This window comes from Prevotella sp. P3-92 (genome assembly GCF_002251205.1).
Classification (GTDB): domain Bacteria; phylum Bacteroidota; class Bacteroidia; order Bacteroidales; family Bacteroidaceae; genus Prevotella.
Window position 1 is genome coordinate 1 of record NZ_NPJE01000009.1, and the last position, 23,795, is coordinate 23,795.

Below are 23,795 nucleotides of genomic sequence, written 5' to 3' on the forward strand. Positions count from 1 at the left end.
ACTTCATTGTCAATACTCTTGGAGCTTTGGCAGCATATTGCTTCTTTCCTAAGAAACCTACAATTGCCGTTCAAAGGACTATTGATAGACAATTGACCTTATTCTAATTCGTCGAACTCACGTTAAATAGGCAATAAAACAACAAAGGGCATAACTAATCCCAAAAATATTGTTGTTCAATTTACATTGTGTCCATTCTTCCGTCCTTATGAGTAGAAAGAATAGCAAACGAAGAATGAAATTTCCCCTTCGATATTATGGTTTCAATGATGCGAAGAACATGAGTTTGTATAGATTGTACAGTTGTGAGACGGGTCTCTCGCCATTTAGGTTGCGCATGAGATAATAGCCGATGGAACTTCTATATATTAAGCGTAAAACAGGCAAGAGTCCAATCTTCTTAAGAACTTCCACATGCTGGAGTAACCGAGAGTAGGGGACAATGTCTTTACGGAATTTATACAAAGTATGCATAGCTTCTTCCGTCTTGATCATGAAATAAGTGTTTGATTCAAAACGGGTGAGATATACAGGATTCTCAATGTGTGAGATGATGATTCCGTTTTGTTTCAATGTCTTTCCGAAAATCACATCCTCGTAGCCGTATTGGCGAAAGCGTTCATCAAAACGGCAACCATCCATTACTTTGTGTTCGATGAGAAAATTGGTGGTTCTGAAATTCTTGTATGGGTTGCGTTTCCGTTGTTTTGCAGTATATTCTTTCTCATGCGTTTTCTCGTAATGGTAGCGCAAACTGTGACGCAGTTTATTTGCATCTCCACCAATGCATAAGCCACCACAAACCACCGAAGCCTTGTTGTCAAGATAGCGTTTCAGATAGTCTGGGTCAAGGATGTCCACATCGCAGTCAAGAAATAGTAATGTGTCATATTCTGCCTTGTCTGCCAACCAGTTGCGGATGATTGCGCGCCCCATGTTTTCTTCATGGATGATATAACGCACATGGTCGATTGCTGCCACTGGTCTGTTCTGATCAACGTATTTGGGATTGGTAGAACCATCTTCGACAACGATAATTTCGAAGTCGATGCCACAATTGACAGCTTGAATGTGTAGTTCTTGGACCAACGCACAGCAGTTTCTGTTGAATACAGGTATAAGTATGGATAATCCTTGCTTGTACATGATTGCAAAAGTAGTAAAAAATGTTTGTATGGTGAAATTTTGTCGATATTATTTTGCATTTTTCTTGAATTATAGTACTTTTGCGCGACATTTTAATAATATAGGCATAAGAACAATGAAAAAGTTATCTTTGAAATCAGTTATTATGGGCTTCATGCTCATGATGTGTGCAATCGCAAATGCACAGTCAATCAGTGGCGTACTTGATAGCGTACTTGGCAATAATACCACCAGTAGCGGAGGTTCGAATCTTATTTCTAATCTTACTGCTATCTTCTCAGGTAAGAAACAGGCCAGTGCAGCAAATATTGTCGGAACATGGGTTTATGAAGAACCAGCCATCGTTCTTAAATCAGACAATGTGTTGACGAATGCTGCGGCCAAGATTGCGGCCAACAAGATGGAAAGTATTCTTCAGGCCAAACTGACAACCGTAGGCATCAAACCAGGTGCAATGACGATGACTTTCAAACAAGATGGTACTTTCACTTCAACATTAAAGGGAAAGACCACCAAAGGAAAATGGAGTGTCAAGGACTCCAAGTTGCAGCTTACCACGTTGGGTGTTAAGTCAGTCAGCATCACCACTCAGTTGGAAGGCAAGAAACTCATGTTTGTTGCAAACTCAACCAAGTTGCTCAATCTCTTCAAGGCATTTGGTTCCAAGTCGGGTAACGCAAACCTCCAGACCGTTTCTAAATTGATGAAAAATGTGAATGGAATGGAAGTCGGTGTGACGATGAAAAAGAAGTAAAAATGCGGCGTAATACCCGTAATTGGTTAAAAAAACGAAAACAAAAGGATAAAACTTTTCAAAAAACGCTGATATTCCGAAAAATAGCAGTACCTTTGCATCCGCTATTACGAGATAGTAGCACGAAATTCAATTATTAAACATTAAAAGTTATTTAAAACAATGGCAACAAAAATCAGATTGCAACGTCGCGGTCGTAAGAGCTATGCTTTCTATAGCATCGTAATCGCAGACGCAAGAGCACCACGTGATGGTAAATTTACTGAGAAGATTGGAACTTTCAACCCTAACACCAATCCTGCCACAGTAGATTTGAATTTCGAACGCGCACTTTACTGGGTAGAGGCAGGCGCACAGCCCACCGATACCGTTCGCAACATCCTTAGCGGTGAGGGCGTTTACCTGATGAAGCACCTCCGTGGTGGTATTAAGAAGGGCGCTTTCGACGAGGCTGCTGCTCAGAAGAAGTTCGACGCATGGAAGGCTGACAAGCAGAAGGGTCTCGACAAGGTTCGTGAAGACGAGGTCAAAGCCAAGAAAGAGGCTGCTGCTCAGGAGCTCGCTCAGGAAAAGAAACTGAATGAGGAAATGGCCAAGAAGGTAGCTGAGAAGAAGGCTGCTGCTGAGGCTGCAAAGGCAGAGGAAGAGGCCGCAAAGGCTGCTGCTGAAGCAGAGACAGAAGCTCCTGCTGAAGCTTAATTTCCCTTCACACAACGAAACAAAGGAGAGGACGGATGGCAATATTCCGTTCTCTTTTTTGTTCTATATATTTCCAACGCGGTTTTCTCCTTATTATATTACTACCAACAAACTTACGATCTTCCTTTTTTTATGCACATTCTTGAAATTCCATCATTCTTCCCTCCTTATGGTGGCGAGTTCTGTCTTGAGCAGTCCAAGGCTTTACAGCAGCTCGGCCATGAAGTTCGGATATTGAGTCGCGTTCAACTTGGTATTACTAAAGGTTGGAAAGACTATCTCTTTCTCCCATATACTATGGGTGTAGAAACCATGGATGGGGTAGAGGTGTGGCGTGATTTCCAACGTGGAATCCCCAAGGTGGTGCGTCCCAATGTTGATAGATGGCTGGAAGGAGTGTTGAAATTGTCAGAAGAGTATTTCCGTCAATATGGTTGTCCCGACGTCATCCATGCCCATTGCGTGAAATGGGCAGGTCGTGCCGCCATGTTGATAGCGCAGCACCACCGCATCCCTTATGTGATTACCGAACATCTTCCTTCCATGATTTATGAAGAAGAGTTCCGTAGAGCGTCTCTGGGACAATGGGAAATCCCCCTGTTGCGTGAAGCGTTGGAAAAGGCGGATAGGGTAGTGGTCGTTTCCGAGGAGTTAGTGGATGAACTCGCACCGTATTTTGGTAAGCGTTACTCCCATCAGGTCGTTTCTAATATGATAGACACTCGCTTCTTTCATTATGCCAAACGTCAACCTTCTGATACGTTTCGTTTTTGTGCCATAGGCAATTTCATTCCGCGTAAGGGTTACGATATTTTAGCAGGAGCATTTCGGAGATTGAAGAGTCAAGGGGTGAATGCCAGTCTGACGTTGGTTGGTCCTTATACCGATTCTGCCTCTTGCCGCCGCCTTTATGCGAATATTCCAGATGTGCGTTTCGTGGGAACCACAGATAAGGTTGGTGTCCGCGACATCCTTTACTCGGCTGATGCTTTAGTGCTTCCCACTCGTAGCGAATCACAGGGCTTGGTTTTGTTGGAGGCTATGAGTACGGGTATTCCCGTCATTACCACCGATGTTGTTCCGCAGAGCGTCCGTCAGCATGATGGTTGTGTGACCGTGCCTACCGAAGATGCGGTTTCGTTGAGCCATGCAATGGTTCGCTTAATCAGTGAACATTTTTCATCCGAACACATTTCTTCTGCCATTTCCGAAAGTTATTCTCCACATATCATCGGAAACCAATTGCAACAGTTGTTTTTCTCGCTGTTAGAGCGTCAAGTGAAACAATGAGCGTGGTGACATAAAAATGCAGACGTACATGCTGACCTGTTGGCGTAAAAAAAACTTTGCGTTTCCAAAACACGGGAGCGCAAAGTTTTTTTATCTACCGATTAGCTTTCAAATCCGCTTTACACACGCAGACTTGTGCGTAAACTCTTTCATCGTCTTATTTGTAGAGGTATCGTTTGATGCTCTTTTTAGGAGTTTTCTCAAATTCTTCCTTCTGTATTTCTATTTCGGTGATTTTCTCGTAAGCGGGGAGTAGTTCGTTGAGTTGCTGACGGTTCTGCTCCATGACATTGTAGATGTCCTCCTCGTTGAAGTTCATATTCTTCGCTTCATCGTAATCAGGATAAACCAGACCGACGAGCTTGTTGTTGCGCTGAACAACCACAGTTTCCACCACCATAGCCATAGAGTTGAACTTATCTTCTATCTCTTCGGGGTAGATGTTCTGTCCGCTGGGTCCCAGAAGCATGTTTTTCGATCTTCCGTTGATAAACACGTTTTTGTCGTCGTCCATGGTACCAAGGTCTCCCGTATGATACCATCCGTCTTTATCAATAGTTTCTTTGGTAGCTTCATCGTTCTTGTAGTAGCCCAACATGACATTGAGTCCGCGAGCCAAGATTTCACCAGGTTTTGTACTGGGACTGTCTGAGTCAATTTTCACCTCCATGTGAACTACAGGTTGTCCGCAAGAACCCAGTCTGAAGGTTTGCCAGTCGCGGTAGCAGATGATAGGTGCACATTCAGTGGCTCCGTATCCTACGGTGTATGGGAATTCTATTTTACGGAGGAACGTTTCGATTTCGCGGTTAAACGCAGCACCTCCGATGATTACTTCATAGAGTTCACCTCCAAAAGCCTTCACCACTTCCTGACAGATCATCTGTTTCACCTTTTTGGAGATGACAGGCATTGCCATGAGGAGACGCATGCGGTTGTTTTGTATTTTGGGGAATACCTTCTTTCTGATAATCTTTTCGATGATCAGCGGAACAGCGATGATGATTCTTGGTTTGATGTCGGCAAATGCTTGTGCAATGATGGCAGGCGATGGTACGCGGTTAAGATAATAGACGTGGCATCCGTAGAGGAATTCAAATAGAAATTCGAAAGCCATTCCATACATGTGTGCCATGGGGAGAATGGAGATGATGCGGTCGCCCGTTTTGATGGTGTTGCCCAGTACGTTCACGGCAAAGTCGAAGTTCGACCACAGTGCGCGGTAGGGAATCATCACACCTTTAGAGAATCCCGTAGTACCACTGGTATAGTTGATCAGCGCCAGTTGTTCTCCGTTGTCTTCATATTCGTAGTGTACGTGTTCTTTGCGGAAATATTTTGGAAATTTCTTACCGTAAAGTTCGTTAAGATGTTCGCGTGCGTATGTCAGTTTGTCTGTTCTTGAAAGCATAAGAGAGTAGTCGGGGTTGTTGACAATACCCTCAAGATGTGGCATTTGCACAGGGTCAATCTGTGTAGCCACATGGTCGCCCACGAAAAGCAGTTTTGCATCAGAGTGGTTGACAATGTTGTGGATTTGTTCCGGCATGAATTCGTGCAGGATAGGCACGGCAATAGCTCCGTAGGTCAGTGTGGCAAGAAAAGCCACTGCCCATTGGTTTGAGTTTCTTCCGCAGAGTGCGACTTTATCGCCTTTCTGTACACCACAGTTTTCAAAGAGAATATGCAGTTTCTCTATCTTACGTGCCACATCGTGATATTGTAGCGTGGCTCCCTTGTAATCGGTCAAGGCATCAAGATCCCAATTGGTCTTGATGCTTTGCTCGATGAGTTGTATGAAACTTGGTACGTTTTCCATCTTCTACGATTGTTTAGTTTAGTATGATTCTTATTTATACAAGTAGCGCTTGATACTTTTCTTTGGAGTTTTTGCAAATTCCTCATATCGGATTTCGATACTCTGTATGCGGCTGTATGCAGGCATCATATCGTTGAGTTGCTGACGGTTTTGCTCCATGATGTTTTGTAGATCCGTCTCGGTGAATCCCATCTCTTTGGCCTCGTCCATGTCAGGATGTACGAGTGCCACAAGGTGTTGGTTGCGCTGTACGATAATACATTCGCTGACAACTGCCATTGATGCGAGTTTGTCTTCTATTTCCTCTGGATATACGTTTTGTCCGCTGGCTCCGATGAGGATGTTCTTTGAGCGTCCTTTGATAAACACATGTCCGTCTTCCGACATGGTTGCAAGGTCTCCGGTATGATACCATCCCTCCTTGTCGAGTGCGGCATCTGTTGCCTCTTGGTTTTTGTAGTAGCCCAACATGACATTGGTGCCTCGTGCCAGAATTTCGCCTGCCGTGTTCCGTGGATCAGGTGAGTCAATCTTCACTTCCATGTAGTCAACGGGCGTACCGCATGATCCTTTTTCAAAATCGTGGAAATCACTGTAGGTAATAAGTGGCGCACATTCAGTAGCACCATAGCCTACGGTGATAGGGAAGTCGATGTCAACGAGGAATTTCTCTATTTCCTTGTTAAGTGGAGCACCTCCTACAATGACTTCATAGGCTCTGCCTCCAAAAGCCTCACATACCTCTTTACAGATATGCTCTTTGACTTTCTTCGAAACCACGGGCATCTGCCAAAGCAGTTTGATAGCGTTGTTCTGTATCTTGGGGAATACTCTCTTGCGTATGATTTTCTCGATGATGAGTGGCACCGCCACTACCAGGTGTGGTCTTACTTCCTTAAAAGCCTCTGCAATAATGGCAGGTGATGGCAGTCGGGTGAGGAAGAAGAGATGGTAGCCTGAACAGAATGAAAACAAGAACTCGATGGCTTGTCCATACATGTGTGCCATGGGGAGGATAGAGAGAATCTTGCTGAACTTAGGCAGTCTTGGTGCCAATGCATTCATGCAGAAACTCACATTGCCCCACACTGCGCGGTAGGGCAGCATTACTCCCTTTGAGAACCCGGTAGTACCACTGGTGTAGTTGAGCATGCAGAGTTCTTCGGGTGAATCCACGTGCCAATGAATATCCTCCTTGCGAAATGCCATCGGATATTTCTTTCCAAAGAGTTCATTAAGGTGTTCGCGGGCGTAGGCCAGTTTTTCATTTCTGCATGTGTGGAGTGAGAAATCCGGCAGATTCAGAATACCGCTCAGGTTTGGCATTTCCTTTTCGTCAATGGTCTTGACGATGTAGTCGCCTACGAAAAGCAGTTTTGATTCCGAGTGGTTAACGATGTTGTGAATCTGTTCGGCATTGAATTCATGGAGAATAGGAACGATGACAGCTCCGTAGGCGAATGTAGCAAGGTAAGCCACAGCCCAGTGAGCTGAGTTGCGTCCGCACACAGCGATGCGGTCACCTTTCTCTACTCCTGCTGCTTCCATGAGAATGTGGAGCTTTTCTATTTTGCGTGCCACATCGTGATATTGTAGTGTGGCTCCTTTGTAATCAGTCAGCGCATCGAGCAACCAGTTGTCTTTGATGGTTTTTTCGATGTAAGAGTTGAAGCTTGGTATGTTGTCCATTGCACAAATAACGAAATTTTGTGCAAAGGTAATGCTTTTTTTGCACATTCACAAAAAATATGTGCAATAATTTTGTGATATGTCCATTCCCTTATACCATACCTTATTAAATATAAGGTAAAAAGTAAACTGGATGATGTACTTTAGTTTTCCAAGGGCTATTTTAAGGGCTATTTTATGTGTACTTTTGTCGTCTGTGACGGGTGGTGATTGTTCAATGTTGCTGCAAAGGTGTTGCAAAGGTGTTGCAATAAACAAATAGTTGCATTAAAGTTTGTGAATTTTTTCTTTTTTATTAAAAAACTTAGTAATTTTGCGTTCAAAATATCTAAGCAAATAAAGTTAACTAAAATATAAAAATACTGCTTATGTCACAGATTAATGGACACATTTCGCAGATCATCGGCCCGGTAATTGACGTCTATTTCAATACCGAAGGCCAAGACGCAGAGAAAGTGCTTCCCCGTATTCATGAAGCGCTGACCATTAAGCGTCAGGATGGTACGCAACTTGTGGTTGAGGTACAGCAGCACATCGGTGAGGATACCGTGCGCTGTGTTGCCATGGACAATACCGACGGTTTACAGCGTGGACTGGAAGCCGTACCGATGGGTTCTCCTATTTTGATGCCTTCAGGCGAACAGATCAAAGGCCGTATGCTCAATGTTATCGGCCAGCCGATTGATGGTATGAAACAGCTCGCGATGGAGGGTGCTTACCCCATTCACCGTGAGGCTCCTAAGTTTGAAGAACTTTCTACCACCAAGGAGATACTTGCCACGGGTATCAAGGTCATCGACCTGTTGGAACCCTACCTTAAAGGTGGTAAGATTGGACTTTTCGGTGGTGCTGGTGTAGGTAAGACCGTGCTGATCATGGAGCTCATCAACAATATCGCCAAGGGGCACAACGGATTCTCTGTATTCGCCGGAGTAGGAGAGCGTACCCGTGAGGGTAACGACCTGATCCGCGAGATGATTGAGTCTGGCGTTATCCGTTACGGCGACAAGTTCCGCAAGGCCATGGACGAAGGCAAATGGGATCTCTCGCTGGTTGACCCTGAAGAACTGAAAAAGAGTCAGGCCACCCTTGTGTATGGTCAGATGAACGAACCACCGGGTGCCCGTGCATCCGTAGCCCTTTCTGGTCTGACCGTTGCAGAAGGCTTCCGCGATGGCGGCAGTAAGGATGGCGGTGCAAGCGATATTTTGTTCTTTATCGACAATATCTTCCGTTTCACTCAGGCTGGTTCCGAGGTGTCTGCCCTGTTGGGCCGTATGCCTTCAGCCGTAGGTTATCAGCCTACGCTTGCCTCTGAAATGGGATCCATGCAGGAGCGCATCACCTCTACCAAGAAAGGTTCTATCACTTCCGTACAGGCTGTTTACGTGCCTGCCGACGACTTGACCGACCCTGCTCCAGCAACTACGTTTACCCACCTTGACGCCACAACCGTGCTTGACCGTAAGATTGCCGAACTTGGTATCTATCCTGCCGTAGATCCTCTGGGAAGTACCTCACGAATCCTCGACCCACTCGTTGTGGGCAAAGAGCATTATGAGTGTGCCCAGCGCGTGAAGGAGATCCTGCAGCGCTATAAAGAATTGCAAGACATCATCGCCATCCTTGGTATGGACGAACTCTCCGACGAGGATAAGCAGACCGTAAACCGCGCACGTCGCGTGCAGCGTTTCCTCTCTCAGCCATTCTCAGTAGCCGAGCAGTTCACTGGTCTGCCAGGTGTGATGGTGCCCATCGAAGAGACCATCAAGGGTTTCAATGCCATTCTTGACGGTGAGGTTGACGATCTTCCAGAGCAGGCCTTCCTCAATGTAGGAACTATTGAAGATGCGAAGGCAAAGGCCAAAAAACTGTTGGAAGCTGCTAAAGGATAATTCGTATGTTGAAGTTGAAAATAGTTTCTCCCCAGAAAATCGAGTTTGAGGGCGATGTTCAGAGCGTTCTCGTTCCTGGTGTCTTGGGCCAGTTTGAAATACTGACCAACCACGCCCCGATTATTTCTGCGCTGACAGAAGGAACCGTAGTCTATGCGAAGTCAGACGGTGTGAAAAGCCAACTGGCTGTTGCCGGCGGTTTTGTTGAAGTGCAGAAGAATGAGGTGGCACTTTGTGTAGAACTCAATGCATAAGGAAAACAGACCAATGACGGAAGTACAAGAAAATAACATGATGCGTAAAGCTGCAGTCACCTATATCATTCAGAGCCTGACAATCATCGCAGTGATGACTGTTCTGGCCCTGTTGAGTGCCGGTGTATGGGGAAGCCTTTCGATGATAGGCGTGCCCCTTGCCGTTGCTGCAGGTTTCCAAGTGTTCGCCAGCCTGACCTACGGTTTGGCTTGGCGTGCGGTGGCATCCAGTTCATCAGCCAGTCTGCCGACGTTCTATCTTGCAGCATCTGGCTTGCGTATGATAGCAGGCATTGCCACCGTGCTGATCTATCTGTTTCTTGCCGACGACGAGATGCAGATTCGCTTCTTCGTCTTCCTCTTCCTTGTCTATTACCTTGTGCTGCTCATTTACGATACCCTTTACTTTGTGAGGGTGGAGAAAAAGATTCATCGAAATGCATAAAATAAAGAAAATGAAATATTTACTCGTAAGTCTTCTACTGTTACTTGGGCTTTCGTCCCCTGTCAATGCGACAGCGTCTAATAGCGTTGACGTGAAGGAAATCGTGTTGGGCCACATGGCAGACGCCTACGAATGGCACATTACCACATTCGGGAAAACCCATGTCAGCATTCCCCTGCCGGTCATTGTGAGAAGTGAGGCAACGGGAGCATGGCATTGTTTCAGTTCCTCTCGCATCGAAGAGGCTGCCGAAGAAGGTCACGATTACCAAGGCTTCTATTTCAACGAGGCGAAGAACGGTAAGATTTATGAGCGGCTTTCCGACGGTAGTAGCGTGCGTCCTTGGGATTTGAGCATCACCAAGAGTGTGCTTCAGATATGGATTGTAGTATTTGTCATGCTCGCCATCTTCCTCAGTTGCGCCCGTTGGTACAAGAAGCACGATGTGACGCGTGAGAGCCCCAGAGGCTTTGTCGGCATGATGGAAATGCTGGTCATGACCATCCACGACGACCTCATCAAGGACTCCATCGGCGAGAAGCACTATCGTCCCTATGCCCCTTATCTGCTGACAGCGTTCTTCTTCATTCTGATCACCAACCTGTTGGGCTTGTTGCCGGTATTCCCCGGTGGCGCCAATGTGACGGGAAATATCAACGTCACCTTCTTCCTTGCCCTGTGCACCATGTTGGCAATCAACCTGTTTGGCAATAAGGAATACTGGAAGGAAATCTTCTGGCCCGACGTGCCTGCATTCCTCAAGGCTTATCCCGTGGCTATTATGCCAGTCATCGAACTCTTCGGCATTCTCACCAAGCCCTTCGCGCTGATGATCCGTTTGTTTGCCAACATGATGGCAGGCCACGCCATTATCCTCTCCTTCACAGCCATCATCTTCATCGGATGGTCACTCAATGCTGTTTTGGGAAGTGGACTTACCGTGCTGAGCTTCGTCATGATGCTCTTCATGAACTGCCTTGAGTTTCTTGTGGCATTCATCCAGGCATACGTGTTCACCATGTTGAGTGCAGTATTTATCGGACTGGCTCACCCCGAACACCATGAAGGATAAACACATTCTCTAAAGAAAAAAAGTAAACAATAAAAAAATAAGTATAACCCATTTAAAAATTTAAGATTATGTTATCATTGATTTTACAGGCAGCCGCAGGTGCTGGTCTCGCTAAGTTTGGTGCCGGTCTCGGCGCAGGTATTGCAGCTATTGGAGCCGGTCTCGGTATCGGTCGTATTGGTGGAAGCGCTATGGACGCTATTGCCCGTCAGCCCGAAGCAGCAGGTACTATCCGTACAAACATGATTCTGACAGCAGCCTTCGTAGAGGGTGTTGCCCTGTTTGCCGTTGTAGTTTGCGCACTTTGCGTGTTCATGTAATCCATAAAAAACTTCAAAGCAAATGGATATGAATTTACCATCAATACTGACGCCCGACTTCGGACTATTCTTCTGGATGCTCGTCGCGTTTTTGGTGGTCTTCCTTCTGCTCGCTAAGTTCGGTTTCCCCGTCATCACCAAATCGGTAGAGGAGCGTAAGAACTTCATCGACGAGAGTCTCCGCAAGGCCCATGAGGCACAGGAGCGACTCGCCAACATCGAGAAAGAAGGAGAATCCATCTTGCAGGAGGCTCGCGAGAAGCAGACACAGATACTCCGTGAGGCAGCCCAGACCCGCGACGCCATCGTGGAGCAGGCCCAGGAAAAAGCCCGTCAGGAAGGTTCACGCTTGTTGGATGAGGCAAAGACTGCCATTGCCCAGGAGAAGAATGCCGCAATCGCCGACATTCGTCGTCAGGTAGCAGCCTTGAGTGTCGATATTGCCGGAAAGGTTCTTCGCGAGAATCTGAAAGACGACAAGTCGCAGATGGATTTGATTGACCGTATGCTGGATGAAGTTTCTGCTAAATGACAATAAGTAATTGATGATTGCGTATGGATATTGGAGCAATATCGATCAGATATGCACGGGCCCTGTTGAAGGCAGCCACCGCTGAAGGTCTCGAAGACAAGGTCTATCAGGACATGATGACCTTGGCGAAGAGCTACCTGGAGGTAGATCAGCTGCGGCAGACCGTCGAAAATCCCATGCTTTCGAAAGAAAAGAAGGAGGGCATACTGGCGGTTGCCGCCGGTGAGCAGCCTTCTGTTCTCACTCGAAACTTCATCAATCTCGTATTGAAAGAAGGCCGCGAGAACGTGATGCAGTTCATTGCGAATTCATATATCACGCTCTACCGCAAGCAGAAGAACATCATCCGTGGAAAACTCACCACCGCAGCGCGTGTGTCCGCTCAGACCGAGCAGAAGATGCGCCAGATGGTAGAGAGTAAGACTAATGGCACTGTGGAGTTTGAGACAGAGGTAAATCCCGATATCATCGGCGGCTTTATCCTTGAGTACGACACCTATCGCATGGATGCGAGCGTGAAGTCGAAGCTCAACACCATTCTCACACAGTTAAGTAAATAAGCAATAGTGTCCCCCCGTGGCACTTGTATCAAGCATTATTATTAAAAACAAATGTCAGACAAAATAAAACCAAGCGAAGTCTCGCAGGTGCTGCTCGAACAGCTCAAGGGCGTCAACGACTCTGCCAGTTTCGATGAAGTGGGCACCGTCCTCACCGTCGGCGATGGTGTGGCACGCATCTATGGACTCCGCAATGCAGAAGCCAACGAGTTGCTCGAGTTCGAGAATGGCACTATGGCCATTGTGATGAACCTCGAGGAAGACAACGTGGGTTGTGTGCTTCTCGGTCCAACGGCAGGCATTAAAGAGGGACAGGTCGTGAAGCGCACCAAGCGCATCGCATCTATCCGCGTCAACGATAATATGTTGGGACGCGTCATCAACCCCCTCGGACAGGCTGTGGATGGAAAGGGAGACATCGACCTGACAGGAGCATTTGAGATGCCGCTCGACCGTAAGGCTCCTGGTGTGATCTACCGTCAGCCGGTAAAGGAACCGCTCCAGACCGGATTGAAGGCTGTCGATTCCATGATTCCTATCGGTCGCGGACAGCGTGAGCTCATCATCGGCGACCGCCAGACGGGAAAGACCGCCATTGCCGTAGATACCATCATCAACCAGAAGAGTTTCTATGAAGCAGGCAACCCCGTCTATTGTATTTACGTGGCAATCGGACAGAAAGCCTCTACCGTAGCCACACTGGTACAGTCGCTCAAAGAGCACGGCGCCATGCCTTATACCATCGTAGTAGCCGCCACAGCAGCCGATCCTGCTGCCATGCAGTATTACGCTCCGTTTGCAGGAGCTGCCATCGGTGAGTACTTCCGCGACCGCGGTTATGCCGCCCTCGTGGTTTACGACGACCTCTCCAAGCAGGCTGTTGCCTATCGTGAGGTATCCCTCATCCTTCGCCGCCCGTCAGGACGTGAAGCCTATCCTGGTGACGTGTTCTACCTCCACTCTCGTTTGTTGGAGCGCGCAGCAAAGATGAACGAACAGCAGGAGGTGGCAGAACAGATGAACGACCTGCCTGCATGCATGAAGGGTCATGTACGCGGTGGTGGTTCGCTCACCGCACTTCCTATCATCGAGACCCAGGCAGGCGACGTGTCAGCGTATATTCCTACCAACGTCATCTCCATCACCGACGGACAGATCTTCCTGGAGAGCGACCTCTTCAACCAAGGATTCCGTCCAGCCATCAACGTAGGTATCTCCGTATCCCGTGTGGGTGGTTCGGCACAGATCAAGTCGATGAAGAAGGTGGCAGGAACATTGAAGATCGACCAGGCACAGTATCGTGAACTGGAGTCCTTCTCTAAGTTCTCCAGCGATATGGATGCCGTGACCGCCATGACCCTCGACCGTGGTCGTAAAAACAACCAGTTGCTCATCCAGCCACAATACAGCCCCATGCCCGTAGGCGAGCAGGTGGCAATCCTCTATTGTGGCGTACACGGACTGATGCGCGAGGTACCCATCGAGAAAGTACGCGAGTGTCAGGATGCCTTCCTCGACAAACTGCGCACCTCCGCTCCCGAAGTCATCGAGACCTTGGGCAGTGGCAAGATCGACGACGCCACCACACAGCGTATCGAACAAGTCATGGCAGACATCGCCGGAACCTATAAAGCCTGATAGCCTATGCCGAGTCTGAAAGAAATCAAGGGACGTATAGCAAGTGTCCAGAGTACCCGTAAGATTACGAGTGCCATGAAGATGGTAGCTTCTTCCAAGCTCCATCATGCCCAGGTGGCCATCCAGAACATGCTGCCCTACGAGACCTTGCTGGAGCATATCCTGAAGTCGTTTCTTGCGGCAGAGGCCGAGGCACAGACTGTGTTCAACGAAGAGCGTCCCTTGAAGCGTGTGGCACTGGTGGTCTATTCCAGCAGTTCATCGCTTTGTGGCGGATTCAATGCCAATATCATCCGTTTGCTCAAGCATCGTGTTGATGACCTCTCTGCCCAACTTGGCGCCGGTCAGGTTGAGATCTATCCCATCGGACGTAAAGTGGCTGATGCAGCCGCCAAGATGGGGTGTAAGGTCCATACCGACTATGCCGACATGGTGGAACATCCCGATGTTGCCCAGTGCATCGCATTGGCGCGCGAGCTCGGAGGCCGCTTCATGCACGGTGAGATAGACAAGGTCGATTTGATCTACCACCACTTCAAGAGTGCAGGATCGCAGGTGCTCACCACCAAGACCTTCCTCCCCATCGATGTGGAGAGCGAGCTCCAGCGTGACCATGAGCGCGACCTCACCACTACTGTTGTCACGCGTGAGGCACAGGACTATCTCAAGCGCAACGCCCGCAACGAGCAGAAGCGCGAGGAGAAAGCAGTACCTCTGAACGACAACTTCATCGTCGAGCCCGACATGAAGAGCGTTCTCACGTTGCTCATCCCCAAGCTCGCACATCTGATGCTCTACACAGCCCTGCTCGACAGCATTGCCTCAGAGCATGCAGCGCGCATGGTAGCCATGCAGACAGCGACCGACAATGCCGATGAGCTATTGCGTCAGCTGAACCTGCAGTACAACAAGAGTCGTCAGCAAGCCATTACCAATGAGTTGCTCGACATTGTAGGTGGTTCGATAAACAGTTGATTTGATATCGTTTTTAGAGATAAATGGGTGTTCGCTTGGTCGGACACCCATTTTTTATGCGCACACGGATGTTTAGTTTATAGGTTAAAGTTTATAGTTTATAGGTTAAAGGTTAAAGGTTAGAGATTCTAGTTGAAGATTATTCTAAAGATTTTTGTTAAGATTTCGAGCATCTCCGATGCGATCCAAAACAAAGCCCTTCTCAGAAGCGAGGAACTCGAGCGCATTTTCAATCGAGATTTTCGTTAAAGATTTTGTTTCCGTCTAATTCCGTCTAAATTCCGATGATATATTTCTGGCCATAGGCCATATTTTATTAAAGATTTCCTCCAAAGATTTCTAGCCTTCAGGCTACCCAAAAAAATACCGTTTCCCAAAACTGTTATCTGTTATCTGTTATTTGAAACGCAAAAACGTTTTTGGAAACTGTCAACTGTCAACTGTAACGCTTGGGGATGGTGTCATTGACCTGTCATGTGACATGATGAAAAAAAAACTCAAAAAATTTGGAACATATCGTTATTATTCGTATATTTGCAACGTAAAAAATTGTAATTATTGTTAATATCATTTGTACAGTGATTTATGTTTATTTTATTATAAAAGAGGCCGTATGTGAATACCGCCTCTTTTCTATTTGTACTATCGCCTTCAACGAAATTTCCGTGTTCTCCGTGTGATCCGTGGATTTTTTTTTGGGTAGCCTGAAGGCTAGATGTTTTGTCGTGACTCAGCATAGTGAAAGCCGCGTCTCTCACTCTGTCTTCGCTACTCCAAAACATCTAGCCTTTAGGCTACCAAAAAAAGCCACGGACCACACGGAGGACACGGAGAAAGATTTTCGTTAAAGATTTTTGTTTCCGTCTAAATTCCGATGATCCGAAAACTGTAATACTGTAAGCTGTAAGAATTGTAAGTCATGATGTCAATGACCTGTAACTGTGACATTTGCGTAATTTTAAGCAGTTATAGAAATCACATGATGCATTTCTTTTATGAAGTCCTTAAGGCTTACAAACTGGTTGCCAAATACATCACGCCAACGATAATGCTTCAAGGGGTATTCCGTGAAGTCACTCAACTGAATGTCACCATTTACGCTGATGTAGTCGAGAATACTCTTCAAGTATTGTTCCTGTTCTGATGTCAGATCTTCTCCTTTGATAAAATAAGCATACTTCTCCAAAGCCTTCTTGCGGTCGATGCCCATGATGACACGAATGAAAGCAGCCACATTGTTATTGTAGCGTTTTCCTCCAGTTGTCTTGTTGTATTCGTCACGTGTGCCAAGTTCCTCCCAGAAGATACGTTGCAGTTCTTCTATGTCGGCAGCAGTCAATTGCTCGAAGTTCTGAATCTTATTCAAGGTTTCATTATCGCTATGACAAGCAAGATATTCTATCACACGTTGTTTGTAGGTTGCCTTCAATTCCACTCTTGCTGCCTTTTCATCAGCCGACGTGGTGTCTTCAATATCAATAATGAATTTGCGGTCATCACGCCCTTCTTCAAGAACATGAATCAAGTCACGCAGTTCCTTGCGCACACGTTCCAATCTATCTATCGTACTTGTTTCCCAGAACTTAACCGTCTGTACTTCACGAATAGTGTCGATTCGACTCTTGACAACAGGTATCGTTGCTTTATCCTCCAACAGTCGGGCTATGGTGATAACGCTTGATCTGCATTTATCTGCATTTACGGTACTGTCAACCTTTTCCAACTGCAGGTTAAGCATCAGAATATCGAACTTCTTAGCCGCTTCGTTTTCGTTAGGTCGAGGTAGAAGAGATGCTATACCCTTTAGTTTGGCTACGTCAACCTCGCTTAGGCAAATCCATGCATCCGTATTGCGGTATGGTTCAACTATAGCCATCTTTTCCCTCACATCTATTCTCGCTATACTGAGACTGTCAACTTGTTCGTGAAGAATTTCCTTCAATTCATCATGTAGTTTCTTGTCTTCTTCCTTTTCTTGATGTTCTGCCGACTGCAAAGCAAAGGCAATGTCAAGACGAAGGCAAAAGAGTCTTTCGGTCAACGATTTGACTGCTGCTGGATCAGCACCATCTGTGTGAATAGCGAAGTATTCGAAGTTGTTACACCAGTCGAAGATGTAGAATTCCTCCTTGTTCTTGTTGCCAAATAGTCCAGGGCAGAGTCGGGTACCACGACCTATCATCTGCATGAATTTAATCTTAGATTTTACGCGTTTAAAGAATACGAGGTTGAGAACAGACGGCACGTCCACACCCGTGTCGAGCATATCCACGCTGACGGCTATCTGTGGGAGTTTCTCAGGCTCTTCAAAGTCAAGAATCAAGGCACCTGCATATTTCACATAGTTGTCAATCAGTTGGCAGTATTGTTCTCCCTTTTCAGGATAAAGTTCACGGAATCTCTTCACAATCTGTTCTGCATGAAGATGATTCATGGCAAAGATAATGGTCTTACCTATTTCTTCTCCGCTTTTCACTTTCAATCCCTTCTCCATCAGCTCCTGAAGCACTTTGTCTATGGTGTTATTGTTGAAAAGATAGCTGAATATTTCCTTTGACTCTATGTCACGATGATATTCCTCGTCTTCTCCCTTACCAGCCAAAGCCTTCTCGTAGGTCCATACTTCTTCGAGTTTGTCTTGCTGATCCTTAGACAGGTCGTCCCATTTGATGCCAGTTTCCATTATTTTTGAATGATACTGCAGCGTCTTGTAAGGCACCAGATATTCATCAGCCACAGCCTCCTCGTAGTCATAGCTGTAGTTTGGCGTACCGTTATCCAGTTGCAGTAAGGCGTACGTGCTACGGTCTATCTCGTTGCGTGGGGTAGCGGTCAGTCCGATAAGCAAAGAGTCGAAATAGTTGAATATCGCACCATAGCGGCCAAATACGCTTCGGTGGGCTTCATCTATAATGATGAGGTCGAATCTTCCAATAGTGAATTTCTTTTCCTCCTTATCTATATAGTTGATCATGGTCTGATAGGTAGAGAACATGATACGTGCTTGCATATCTGGCTCTTTCTCATCGCTCAGCACCGACATAGACACTTCGGGCAATAAAGCCTCGTAGTTCTTGTGTGCCTGATTGACAAGAGCCGTGCGGTCTGCCAGAAACAATACATTCTTCACCCAGTCGTTGCGCATCAATATATCGCAGAGTGAAATGCTGACGCGGGTTTTTCCTGTACCTGTAGCCAAAACAAGAAGACCGCGCCGATGTTGCTGATTGAGCCATTCTATAATGCTCTTGATAGCAGTTTGCTGATAAGCGCGGTCGGTGATATTCTCATTGATACGCAGATTCCTGATTTTTGCTCGTCCTCTCTTCTGAATCAGACGCTCCAGGTCATCCATAGAATGGAAGGAATATACAGGTCTGTCCATATAGCCCAGACCGTCAATCACCATGGTATTAAACCCATTTGTGTAGTAGATAACAGGTCGTACGCCATACTTGCGTTCCAGAGCATCGGCGTATAGCATGGCTTGTCGGCGTCCTTCCCCCACTTCGTGAGTGGTAGCTTTTGCTTCGATAACCGCTAAAGGCTTGCGACCACGGTCAAACAATACGTAGTCGGCATAGCCTTTCCTTGATGGGGTAGGCATTCCATCTACCTCAACCTCTATGCAGGCCTTACCGCCTTGCACATCACCTTTCACATTCAAAATGTCCCATCCTGCCTCTATGAGCATATAGTCGATGAAATTCTTGCGTGTAATGGCTTCGCTTGCAAGGCTTTCTTTTGGAATTGTTGGAGACTGTGGGTGATCTACGTTCTCTTTCGGCACACTGTCCACCACATCCATTTCTACCTGTGGATTAGGTGTTGTTGTCAGCACAGGACCTGTTATTCTTTCAGGAATGATTGTTGCATCAAAAGCAGGGATACTTTTCATCGCTCCCCAACGATACATGAATCCTGCCACAACATTGTAAAGCGCACGCAGACAGCGGAAAGCTTTTACTCGTTTTATAGGTTCGCCACCGTCATGACTGGCAGAGTTGCCGATCTTATGAACCAAACGGATGTCGTCATCCAGATTGACATCATGATTGATAAAGGCATAAGTTTCTGGCTTATGAAGCAGATCGTTGAGGGTTTCCCGTTCGTCTATCTGAACGTTTTTCATCTTCAACATGTTCTTCACAAGCCATTCCAAGGCTTTGCGAGAACTATTGGCTGAAGCCTCAGGATATGTTGCCTGCAATGTTTCTGCCATATCGCAGTATTCGTACAAGCGTTTGAACCCAGGCACTTCCTTTGCTAAAAGCAGGATATAATCGAAATTCTTAGCCATATATCGTTATTTCTTTTTATACGTTCTGTTCTTATTGCCGCCTTGTGCTTCGATATAGCCGAACTCCGTAAGTTGGCGCAGGTAACGTTTGGCAGTTGTTTGAGTTAGGTTAAATTGCTTGGTGATGATCTCTGTTGTGATTTCATCCTTTCCGTCTGCAAAGATTAAAATATCGGCCAATTTCTTAGCTAATGCTGGCTTTATCGACCATTTATCGACCATTTCCTCTGCAAAATCAATTTTATCGACCATTTCCTCTGTCATAGACTTGATAAATTGGTCGATATCCCATTTAAGATGCTTACAATGCAATTGGGTCATACAGTCCAGAAATATCTGAATATCTTCATTCTCTCTTGTGTCTATCAAAGCCTGAATATATTCAGCTTTATCCTCCCTAAGCACTTTGGTGGGTAACACACCATATTCTATTTGGAGCAAATTCATCAATAGTCTGCATGTTCTGCCATTACCGTCAGCCCAAGGGTGAATGGAAACCAATTCAAAATGTGCCCAAAAGCTTAGTTCATAGATAGCTGCAATATCTGTCTTATCAATCGCCATACGGCGTTTGTTCAGTTCCTCACAGAATGCTTCAAGTCTTGAGGGTACTTTCAAGTACGACATATATGACTTTCCTCCAAAGCCTGCTGTCACATTCAGTTTTCTTAATTCGCCTTTGGCTGCAGAGAAATCTCCCCCAAGAGAATGATATTCACTTCCAGTACGAGCCATAACCTTTGATGCAAGTGTGATTAACCAATTTACAGTAATAGCTTCATGGTGTTTTATCCACTTCATGCCATAGTCGTATGCTGTTTTAAGGTCAAGGTTCATCAGTTGTTCTACCAAGGTGCGCTTTTGTGATGTGATGCCTTCATCAAACAACAGTTGAGCTTCCAATTCTGTAACAGTAGAACCTTCGATGGCTGTGGAGTGCGTGATGATAGAGTACAGATAGAACTTTTCGTAGTCTATCTGCTCACTAATGCCTAACTCCTTGTGTTGTTGAATGAGGCTCAATAGCATTTCTTTATTCTCTTTCGTCATATAGCTTCGGTTTTATTCAAACCAATACTGCATGCGAGATGCAAGCAAGGTTTCAAGGTCGGCAATGGCTTTCTGTACCTCCGCCTTCTGATGCTCTATAGCTTCTACACATCTTACAAACACTTCCTGTTGCTCCAATGGCGGATTCGGTATTGGGAAATTCTCAATATGATTAAGATTTAATTGCCGTTTATCAATACCGCCAACACAAGTCTTTCTAATCAATTCATAATATGATTTAGAAATCAATATATAAAGAATATACTTAGCAGGAACATCCTTTTTTAGTCTTACCAAATAGACGTGTCCATTTATATTGGCAGTATTATCTTCTCCAATATACAGAGCAGTTCTACCCAAACTGCTATTTTCTGTATTGATTCTTCCCGTTTTAGTAATTAGAAGATCATTCTTATGCAAACTACTACGCTGCATACTTTGATGCGTAGCTTCATCAATATATGCAACATCTTCTAAGTCTAACCTGTTCTTCCAAACATTCTGACTACGAAGGAAAAGTATACCTTTATCAACATACACCAGACTTCCCCCCTTGGGAGTATTCCCGTTGGTAATACATGTAGACATTTCCCCCAATGTCTTCACTTCCCACCCCCTTTCATTCTCCACAGGGTCTCCAAACATCTCATAGAAGATGCTTTGAGCGAGGTTATCGAAATCTTTAAGTTGCTCCTTCTTCAAACGAATCAACTCGTTAATCTTGTCGAGCTCGGAAACTATCGCAAGCTGGGTAGATTTGGGAGGGAGGGGGATGGTAACCTTTCTTACTAATGAAGAGTTCAAATTGTTTACCACTCCGCCAACAGCAAGTTGTGAAAACTTAGAATACATTATAGGACTTGCCAATATATAATAAAGATAATCCTTTATAAATACCTCATTATTATCATGTATTACCAACCATCCGTCATGTATGCAACCATCAACCTTAAGGATGTATGGTTTTCCAAAACTCATAGAATTGGAAAGGATAAAGTCTCCCTTATGAACAAAGCGTGATTTCTTTATACCTTCTGGTCTTATCTTTTCTTTAGTTGATGTTATGTATTTGGAACCTTCTTGGGCATCTCCTATCTTAATCCAATTTATTCCATCTTCTGAATCGGTTATGTAATCAGTTATTGGACGAGGAGAACCTCCGCGCTCAATCGTACATACCTCTCCCAACTTCTTATATTCCCATCCTTCTCTCATCCTTTTCCCTCCTTATTATTTCCTTCATGTTGCATCATGAATAATTGTTTTTGTCGTTCAATAGCACGATACCTGTGGTTGGATTTATGTTTCTTGATGTCCATATTATTCCTCCAACATTCCCTTCAACTCCTCAAAGCCTTTGGTGTATTCCCCTTCGGTTTGCTGCAAGCGGGCGAGAATGTCTTTTACAGGTTCATACTCCACCTTCTCACGCTCCACCTCCTTATATTTATTAATAGAGAGGTCGTAGTCGTTGGCAATGATTTCCTCTACAGGCACAAAGAAACTTTGCTCCTTGCGACTGCGGTCTGCCTCTGCCTCAAGATTTTTGAAACGGGCAACAACATCGGGAATATCATTGTCGGCAATGGGTGAGCGCTTGTCGTCGAGCGAGAAGCCGTCGGCCTTCATGTCGTAGAACCATACCTTATCCGTTCCGCCAGAGTTGGTCTTGGTAAAGATGAGTACTGCGGTAGATACGCCGGCATAAGGCTTAAAAACTCCACTTGGCATAGAGATGACAGCACGCAACTGCTGTTTTTCAACAATCTCCTTGCGAATGGCAACATGGGCTTTCGATGTGCCGAACAATACACCGTCGGGCACAATGCTGGCACAGCGACCACCTAATTCAAGCGATCGAACAAACTGGGCCAAGAAGAGCAGTTCGGTTTTTGTGGTATTGGCATAAGCCAGAATCTTCTTGTTCACATTGCCTTTGTCGAGACTGCCGGCAAATGGCGGATTTGCCATAATCAGACTATAGCAGCTCTGGTCCTCATTCTGCTCAGAGAGAGAATCCTTCCATGCCAGTTCTGGTGCTGTCACATCATGAAGCATCAGGTTCATGGCACCAATGCGGAGCATGGTTTGGTCGGTATCATAGCCATTAATCAAAGAAGTCTTGATATGGTGAACTTCCTCGGCTGCATAGAATGCCGTTTCGTAGTGCTCTTTGATGTATTTCACAGCCTCTACCAAGAAACCAGCGCTTCCCATGGCTGGGTCGCAGATGTAATCTTGTGGGGTTGGCTCCATCATTTCCACAATCATGCGGATGATATGACGAGGTGTGCGAAACTGACCATTAGTGCCAGAGGCAGCCATCTTACCAAGAATATACTCATAAACGTCACCCATGGCGTCGCGATTGTTCATGTCGAGCGCATCCACACCATCTACAATTTTTGTGAGCGTGCGAGCATTCGGAATCAAGAAGATGGCAGTCTTCATGTATCGGCTGTATGCACTCTCTTCGCCAGTACCGATGTGCTTGATAAACTCAAATACATTCTGACGAATCATGTTATACATATTCTCAGAACCTGTATTGCGGAATACCGACCAACGCATACTTTCGTATGGAATTTCCTGATTGGTATCTGGATTCAGCCACATTTGTCCAGCAGGGAATGTGGAATTTTTTAATTCGCAGTCGAAGTCGCGTGCATTGGCTTCCTCTTGAAGTTGCTTGTCGTCAAGCATCTTCATGAAGAAGATATAGGTCATCTGTTCCAGTACTGTGATGGGATTGGTGACGCCTGCCACAAAGAATGTGTCCCATATCTGGTCTATTTGATTTTTGATTTCACCTGTAATCATAATACACTTAGTTTTGATTTATAGTCATATGTGAATATTTTCTATTTTCCATGCAAATTTATAAAAATAAAATTAAAGATGAGAAGATGTTGACTAAAAAAAGTTATCTTCGTCTTCATTTTCTTTGGTCTGGCCTTCGTCGAAGAACGATTCATGAGGTCTAAACGCACCTGTTTTTGCTTTTTCAAAACTGTAACTGTAACAACTGTAACGCAAAAATGAGTTTAGGAAACTGTCAACTGTCAAACTGTAACGCTTGTAACACAAAAAAAATCGTTTTTGGAAACTGTTATCTGTTATTTGTTATTTGCACCGCAAAAAAATCGTTTTCAGAAACTGTTATATTGTTATATTGTAACGCTTGGTGTTGATGTCATTGACCCGTCCCTGTGACATTCTGTCATGTGACATTATAAAAATAAAGCTCAAAAAATTTGGAACATATCGTTATTATTCGTATATTTGCAACGTAAATAATTGTAATTATTGTTAAAATCAATTGTACAGTGATTTATGTTTATTTTATTATAAAAGAGG

The 23,795-nt window shown here is 45.4% G+C and carries 19 protein-coding genes; 12 read left to right on the plus strand and 7 right to left on the minus strand.

Annotated elements, in window-relative coordinates; genetic code table 11:
* Positions 1 to 255: 255 nt before the first annotated feature.
* Positions 256 to 1,146, minus strand: coding sequence for a glycosyltransferase family 2 protein (locus tag CIK93_RS00860; protein WP_094446304.1), 891 nt, complete (start codon positions 1,144 to 1,146; stop codon positions 256 to 258).
* 115 nt (positions 1,147 to 1,261) lie between these two features.
* Here CIK93_RS00860 and CIK93_RS00865 point away from each other — a divergent pair, with 115 nt between their 5' ends.
* The 3 genes from CIK93_RS00865 to CIK93_RS00875 all read left to right on the plus strand — a co-directional run bounded on the left by CIK93_RS00865 (position 1,262) and on the right by CIK93_RS00875 (position 3,889).
* A complete protein-coding gene (locus CIK93_RS00865) occupies positions 1,262 to 1,900 on the plus strand; it encodes a lipocalin-like domain-containing protein (RefSeq protein WP_158215449.1) in 639 nt (212 codons plus the stop codon).
* A 162-nt stretch (positions 1,901 to 2,062) separates the two neighbouring features.
* Positions 2,063 to 2,599, plus strand: a complete 537-nt coding sequence (locus CIK93_RS00870; protein ID WP_094389916.1) for a 30S ribosomal protein S16 — start codon at positions 2,063 to 2,065, stop codon at positions 2,597 to 2,599.
* A gap of 132 nt (positions 2,600 to 2,731) precedes the next feature.
* Positions 2,732 to 3,889, plus strand: a complete 1,158-nt coding sequence (locus CIK93_RS00875; RefSeq protein WP_094446305.1) for a glycosyltransferase family 4 protein — start codon at positions 2,732 to 2,734, stop codon at positions 3,887 to 3,889.
* 157 nt (positions 3,890 to 4,046) lie between these two features.
* Here CIK93_RS00875 and CIK93_RS00880 read toward each other — a convergent pair whose 3' ends face one another.
* Together CIK93_RS00880 and CIK93_RS00885 are read right to left on the minus strand one after the other, a co-directional pair.
* Positions 4,047 to 5,708 carry an AMP-binding protein gene (locus CIK93_RS00880; protein WP_094389918.1) on the minus strand — a complete coding sequence of 554 codons (1,662 nt, stop codon included), beginning with the start codon at positions 5,706 to 5,708 and terminating at the stop codon, positions 4,047 to 4,049.
* A 30-nt stretch (positions 5,709 to 5,738) separates the two neighbouring features.
* Positions 5,739 to 7,397, minus strand: coding sequence for an AMP-binding protein (locus CIK93_RS00885; RefSeq protein WP_094446306.1), 1,659 nt, complete (start codon positions 7,395 to 7,397; stop codon positions 5,739 to 5,741).
* Between the two features lie 368 nt (positions 7,398 to 7,765).
* Between CIK93_RS00885 and atpD the strand changes: the two genes are divergently transcribed.
* From atpD to CIK93_RS00930, 9 genes are all read left to right on the plus strand, one after another.
* Positions 7,766 to 9,292: a F0F1 ATP synthase subunit beta gene (gene atpD / locus CIK93_RS00890; RefSeq protein ID WP_094389920.1), complete on the plus strand. Its 1,527-nt coding sequence runs from the start codon at positions 7,766 to 7,768 to the stop codon at positions 9,290 to 9,292.
* 5 nt (positions 9,293 to 9,297) lie between these two features.
* Complete coding sequence (gene atpC / locus CIK93_RS00895; RefSeq protein WP_094389921.1) at positions 9,298 to 9,546, plus strand: ATP synthase F1 subunit epsilon; 249 nt, start codon at positions 9,298 to 9,300, stop codon at positions 9,544 to 9,546.
* A gap of 13 nt (positions 9,547 to 9,559) precedes the next feature.
* Positions 9,560 to 9,991 (plus strand): hypothetical protein, encoded by a 432-nt coding sequence (locus CIK93_RS00900; RefSeq protein WP_144007630.1) that lies wholly within the window; start codon positions 9,560 to 9,562, stop codon positions 9,989 to 9,991.
* Positions 9,992 to 10,001: 10 nt separating this feature from the next.
* Positions 10,002 to 11,063, plus strand: a complete 1,062-nt coding sequence (atpB, locus tag CIK93_RS00905) for a F0F1 ATP synthase subunit A (RefSeq protein ID WP_094389933.1) — start codon at positions 10,002 to 10,004, stop codon at positions 11,061 to 11,063.
* Between the two features lie 65 nt (positions 11,064 to 11,128).
* Positions 11,129 to 11,383: an ATP synthase F0 subunit C gene (atpE, locus tag CIK93_RS00910; protein ID WP_094389923.1), complete on the plus strand. Its 255-nt coding sequence runs from the start codon at positions 11,129 to 11,131 to the stop codon at positions 11,381 to 11,383.
* 22 nt (positions 11,384 to 11,405) lie between these two features.
* Complete coding sequence (gene atpF, locus CIK93_RS00915) at positions 11,406 to 11,915, plus strand: F0F1 ATP synthase subunit B (protein ID WP_094389924.1); 510 nt, start codon at positions 11,406 to 11,408, stop codon at positions 11,913 to 11,915.
* Between the two features lie 23 nt (positions 11,916 to 11,938).
* Positions 11,939 to 12,475 carry a F0F1 ATP synthase subunit delta gene (locus CIK93_RS00920; protein WP_094389925.1) on the plus strand — a complete coding sequence of 179 codons (537 nt, stop codon included), beginning with the start codon at positions 11,939 to 11,941 and terminating at the stop codon, positions 12,473 to 12,475.
* Positions 12,476 to 12,526: 51 nt separating this feature from the next.
* Entirely contained in the window at positions 12,527 to 14,113 is a 1,587-nt protein-coding gene (atpA, locus tag CIK93_RS00925) for a F0F1 ATP synthase subunit alpha (RefSeq protein ID WP_094440065.1), read from the plus strand.
* Positions 14,114 to 14,119: 6 nt separating this feature from the next.
* Positions 14,120 to 15,088 carry a F0F1 ATP synthase subunit gamma gene (locus CIK93_RS00930; protein WP_094446308.1) on the plus strand — a complete coding sequence of 323 codons (969 nt, stop codon included), beginning with the start codon at positions 14,120 to 14,122 and terminating at the stop codon, positions 15,086 to 15,088.
* A gap of 958 nt (positions 15,089 to 16,046) precedes the next feature.
* On the opposite strand, the gene CIK93_RS00940 is transcribed toward CIK93_RS00930, so the two are convergent.
* The 4 genes from CIK93_RS00940 to CIK93_RS00955 all read right to left on the minus strand — a co-directional run bounded on the left by CIK93_RS00940 (position 16,047) and on the right by CIK93_RS00955 (position 23,258).
* Positions 16,047 to 19,388 (minus strand): DEAD/DEAH box helicase family protein, encoded by a 3,342-nt coding sequence (locus tag CIK93_RS00940; RefSeq protein WP_094446310.1) that lies wholly within the window; start codon positions 19,386 to 19,388, stop codon positions 16,047 to 16,049.
* Positions 19,389 to 19,394: 6 nt separating this feature from the next.
* Entirely contained in the window at positions 19,395 to 20,438 is a 1,044-nt protein-coding gene (locus tag CIK93_RS00945) for a Fic family protein (protein ID WP_094446311.1), read from the minus strand.
* Between the two features lie 12 nt (positions 20,439 to 20,450).
* Positions 20,451 to 21,653: a restriction endonuclease subunit S gene (locus CIK93_RS00950; RefSeq protein WP_094446312.1), complete on the minus strand. Its 1,203-nt coding sequence runs from the start codon at positions 21,651 to 21,653 to the stop codon at positions 20,451 to 20,453.
* 105 nt (positions 21,654 to 21,758) lie between these two features.
* Entirely contained in the window at positions 21,759 to 23,258 is a 1,500-nt protein-coding gene (locus CIK93_RS00955; protein WP_094446313.1) for an N-6 DNA methylase, read from the minus strand.
* Positions 23,259 to 23,795: the final 537 nt, after the last annotated feature.

Bases quoted from the DNA above. Each gene is read 5' to 3' on its own strand.
- CIK93_RS00860 (WP_094446304.1), bottom strand. From the start codon at position 1,146: ATGTACAAGCAAGGATTATCCATACTTATACCTGTATTCAACAGAAAC.
- CIK93_RS00865 (WP_158215449.1), top strand. From the start codon at position 1,262: ATGAAAAAGTTATCTTTGAAATCAGTTATTATGGGCTTCATGCTCATG.
- CIK93_RS00870 (WP_094389916.1), top strand. From the start codon at position 2,063: ATGGCAACAAAAATCAGATTGCAACGTCGCGGTCGTAAGAGCTATGCT.
- CIK93_RS00875 (WP_094446305.1), top strand. From the start codon at position 2,732: ATGCACATTCTTGAAATTCCATCATTCTTCCCTCCTTATGGTGGCGAG.
- CIK93_RS00880 (WP_094389918.1), bottom strand. From the start codon at position 5,708: ATGGAAAACGTACCAAGTTTCATACAACTCATCGAGCAAAGCATCAAG.
- CIK93_RS00885 (WP_094446306.1), bottom strand. From the start codon at position 7,397: ATGGACAACATACCAAGCTTCAACTCTTACATCGAAAAAACCATCAAA.
- atpD (WP_094389920.1), top strand. From the start codon at position 7,766: ATGTCACAGATTAATGGACACATTTCGCAGATCATCGGCCCGGTAATT.
- atpC (WP_094389921.1), top strand. From the start codon at position 9,298: ATGTTGAAGTTGAAAATAGTTTCTCCCCAGAAAATCGAGTTTGAGGGC.
- CIK93_RS00900 (WP_144007630.1), top strand. From the start codon at position 9,560: ATGACGGAAGTACAAGAAAATAACATGATGCGTAAAGCTGCAGTCACC.
- atpB (WP_094389933.1), top strand. From the start codon at position 10,002: ATGAAATATTTACTCGTAAGTCTTCTACTGTTACTTGGGCTTTCGTCC.
- atpF (WP_094389924.1), top strand. From the start codon at position 11,406: ATGGATATGAATTTACCATCAATACTGACGCCCGACTTCGGACTATTC.
- CIK93_RS00920 (WP_094389925.1), top strand. From the start codon at position 11,939: ATGGATATTGGAGCAATATCGATCAGATATGCACGGGCCCTGTTGAAG.
- atpA (WP_094440065.1), top strand. From the start codon at position 12,527: ATGTCAGACAAAATAAAACCAAGCGAAGTCTCGCAGGTGCTGCTCGAA.
- CIK93_RS00930 (WP_094446308.1), top strand. From the start codon at position 14,120: ATGCCGAGTCTGAAAGAAATCAAGGGACGTATAGCAAGTGTCCAGAGT.
- CIK93_RS00940 (WP_094446310.1), bottom strand. From the start codon at position 19,388: ATGGCTAAGAATTTCGATTATATCCTGCTTTTAGCAAAGGAAGTGCCT.
- CIK93_RS00945 (WP_094446311.1), bottom strand. From the start codon at position 20,438: ATGACGAAAGAGAATAAAGAAATGCTATTGAGCCTCATTCAACAACAC.
- CIK93_RS00950 (WP_094446312.1), bottom strand. From the start codon at position 21,653: ATGAGAGAAGGATGGGAATATAAGAAGTTGGGAGAGGTATGTACGATT.
- CIK93_RS00955 (WP_094446313.1), bottom strand. From the start codon at position 23,258: ATGATTACAGGTGAAATCAAAAATCAAATAGACCAGATATGGGACACA.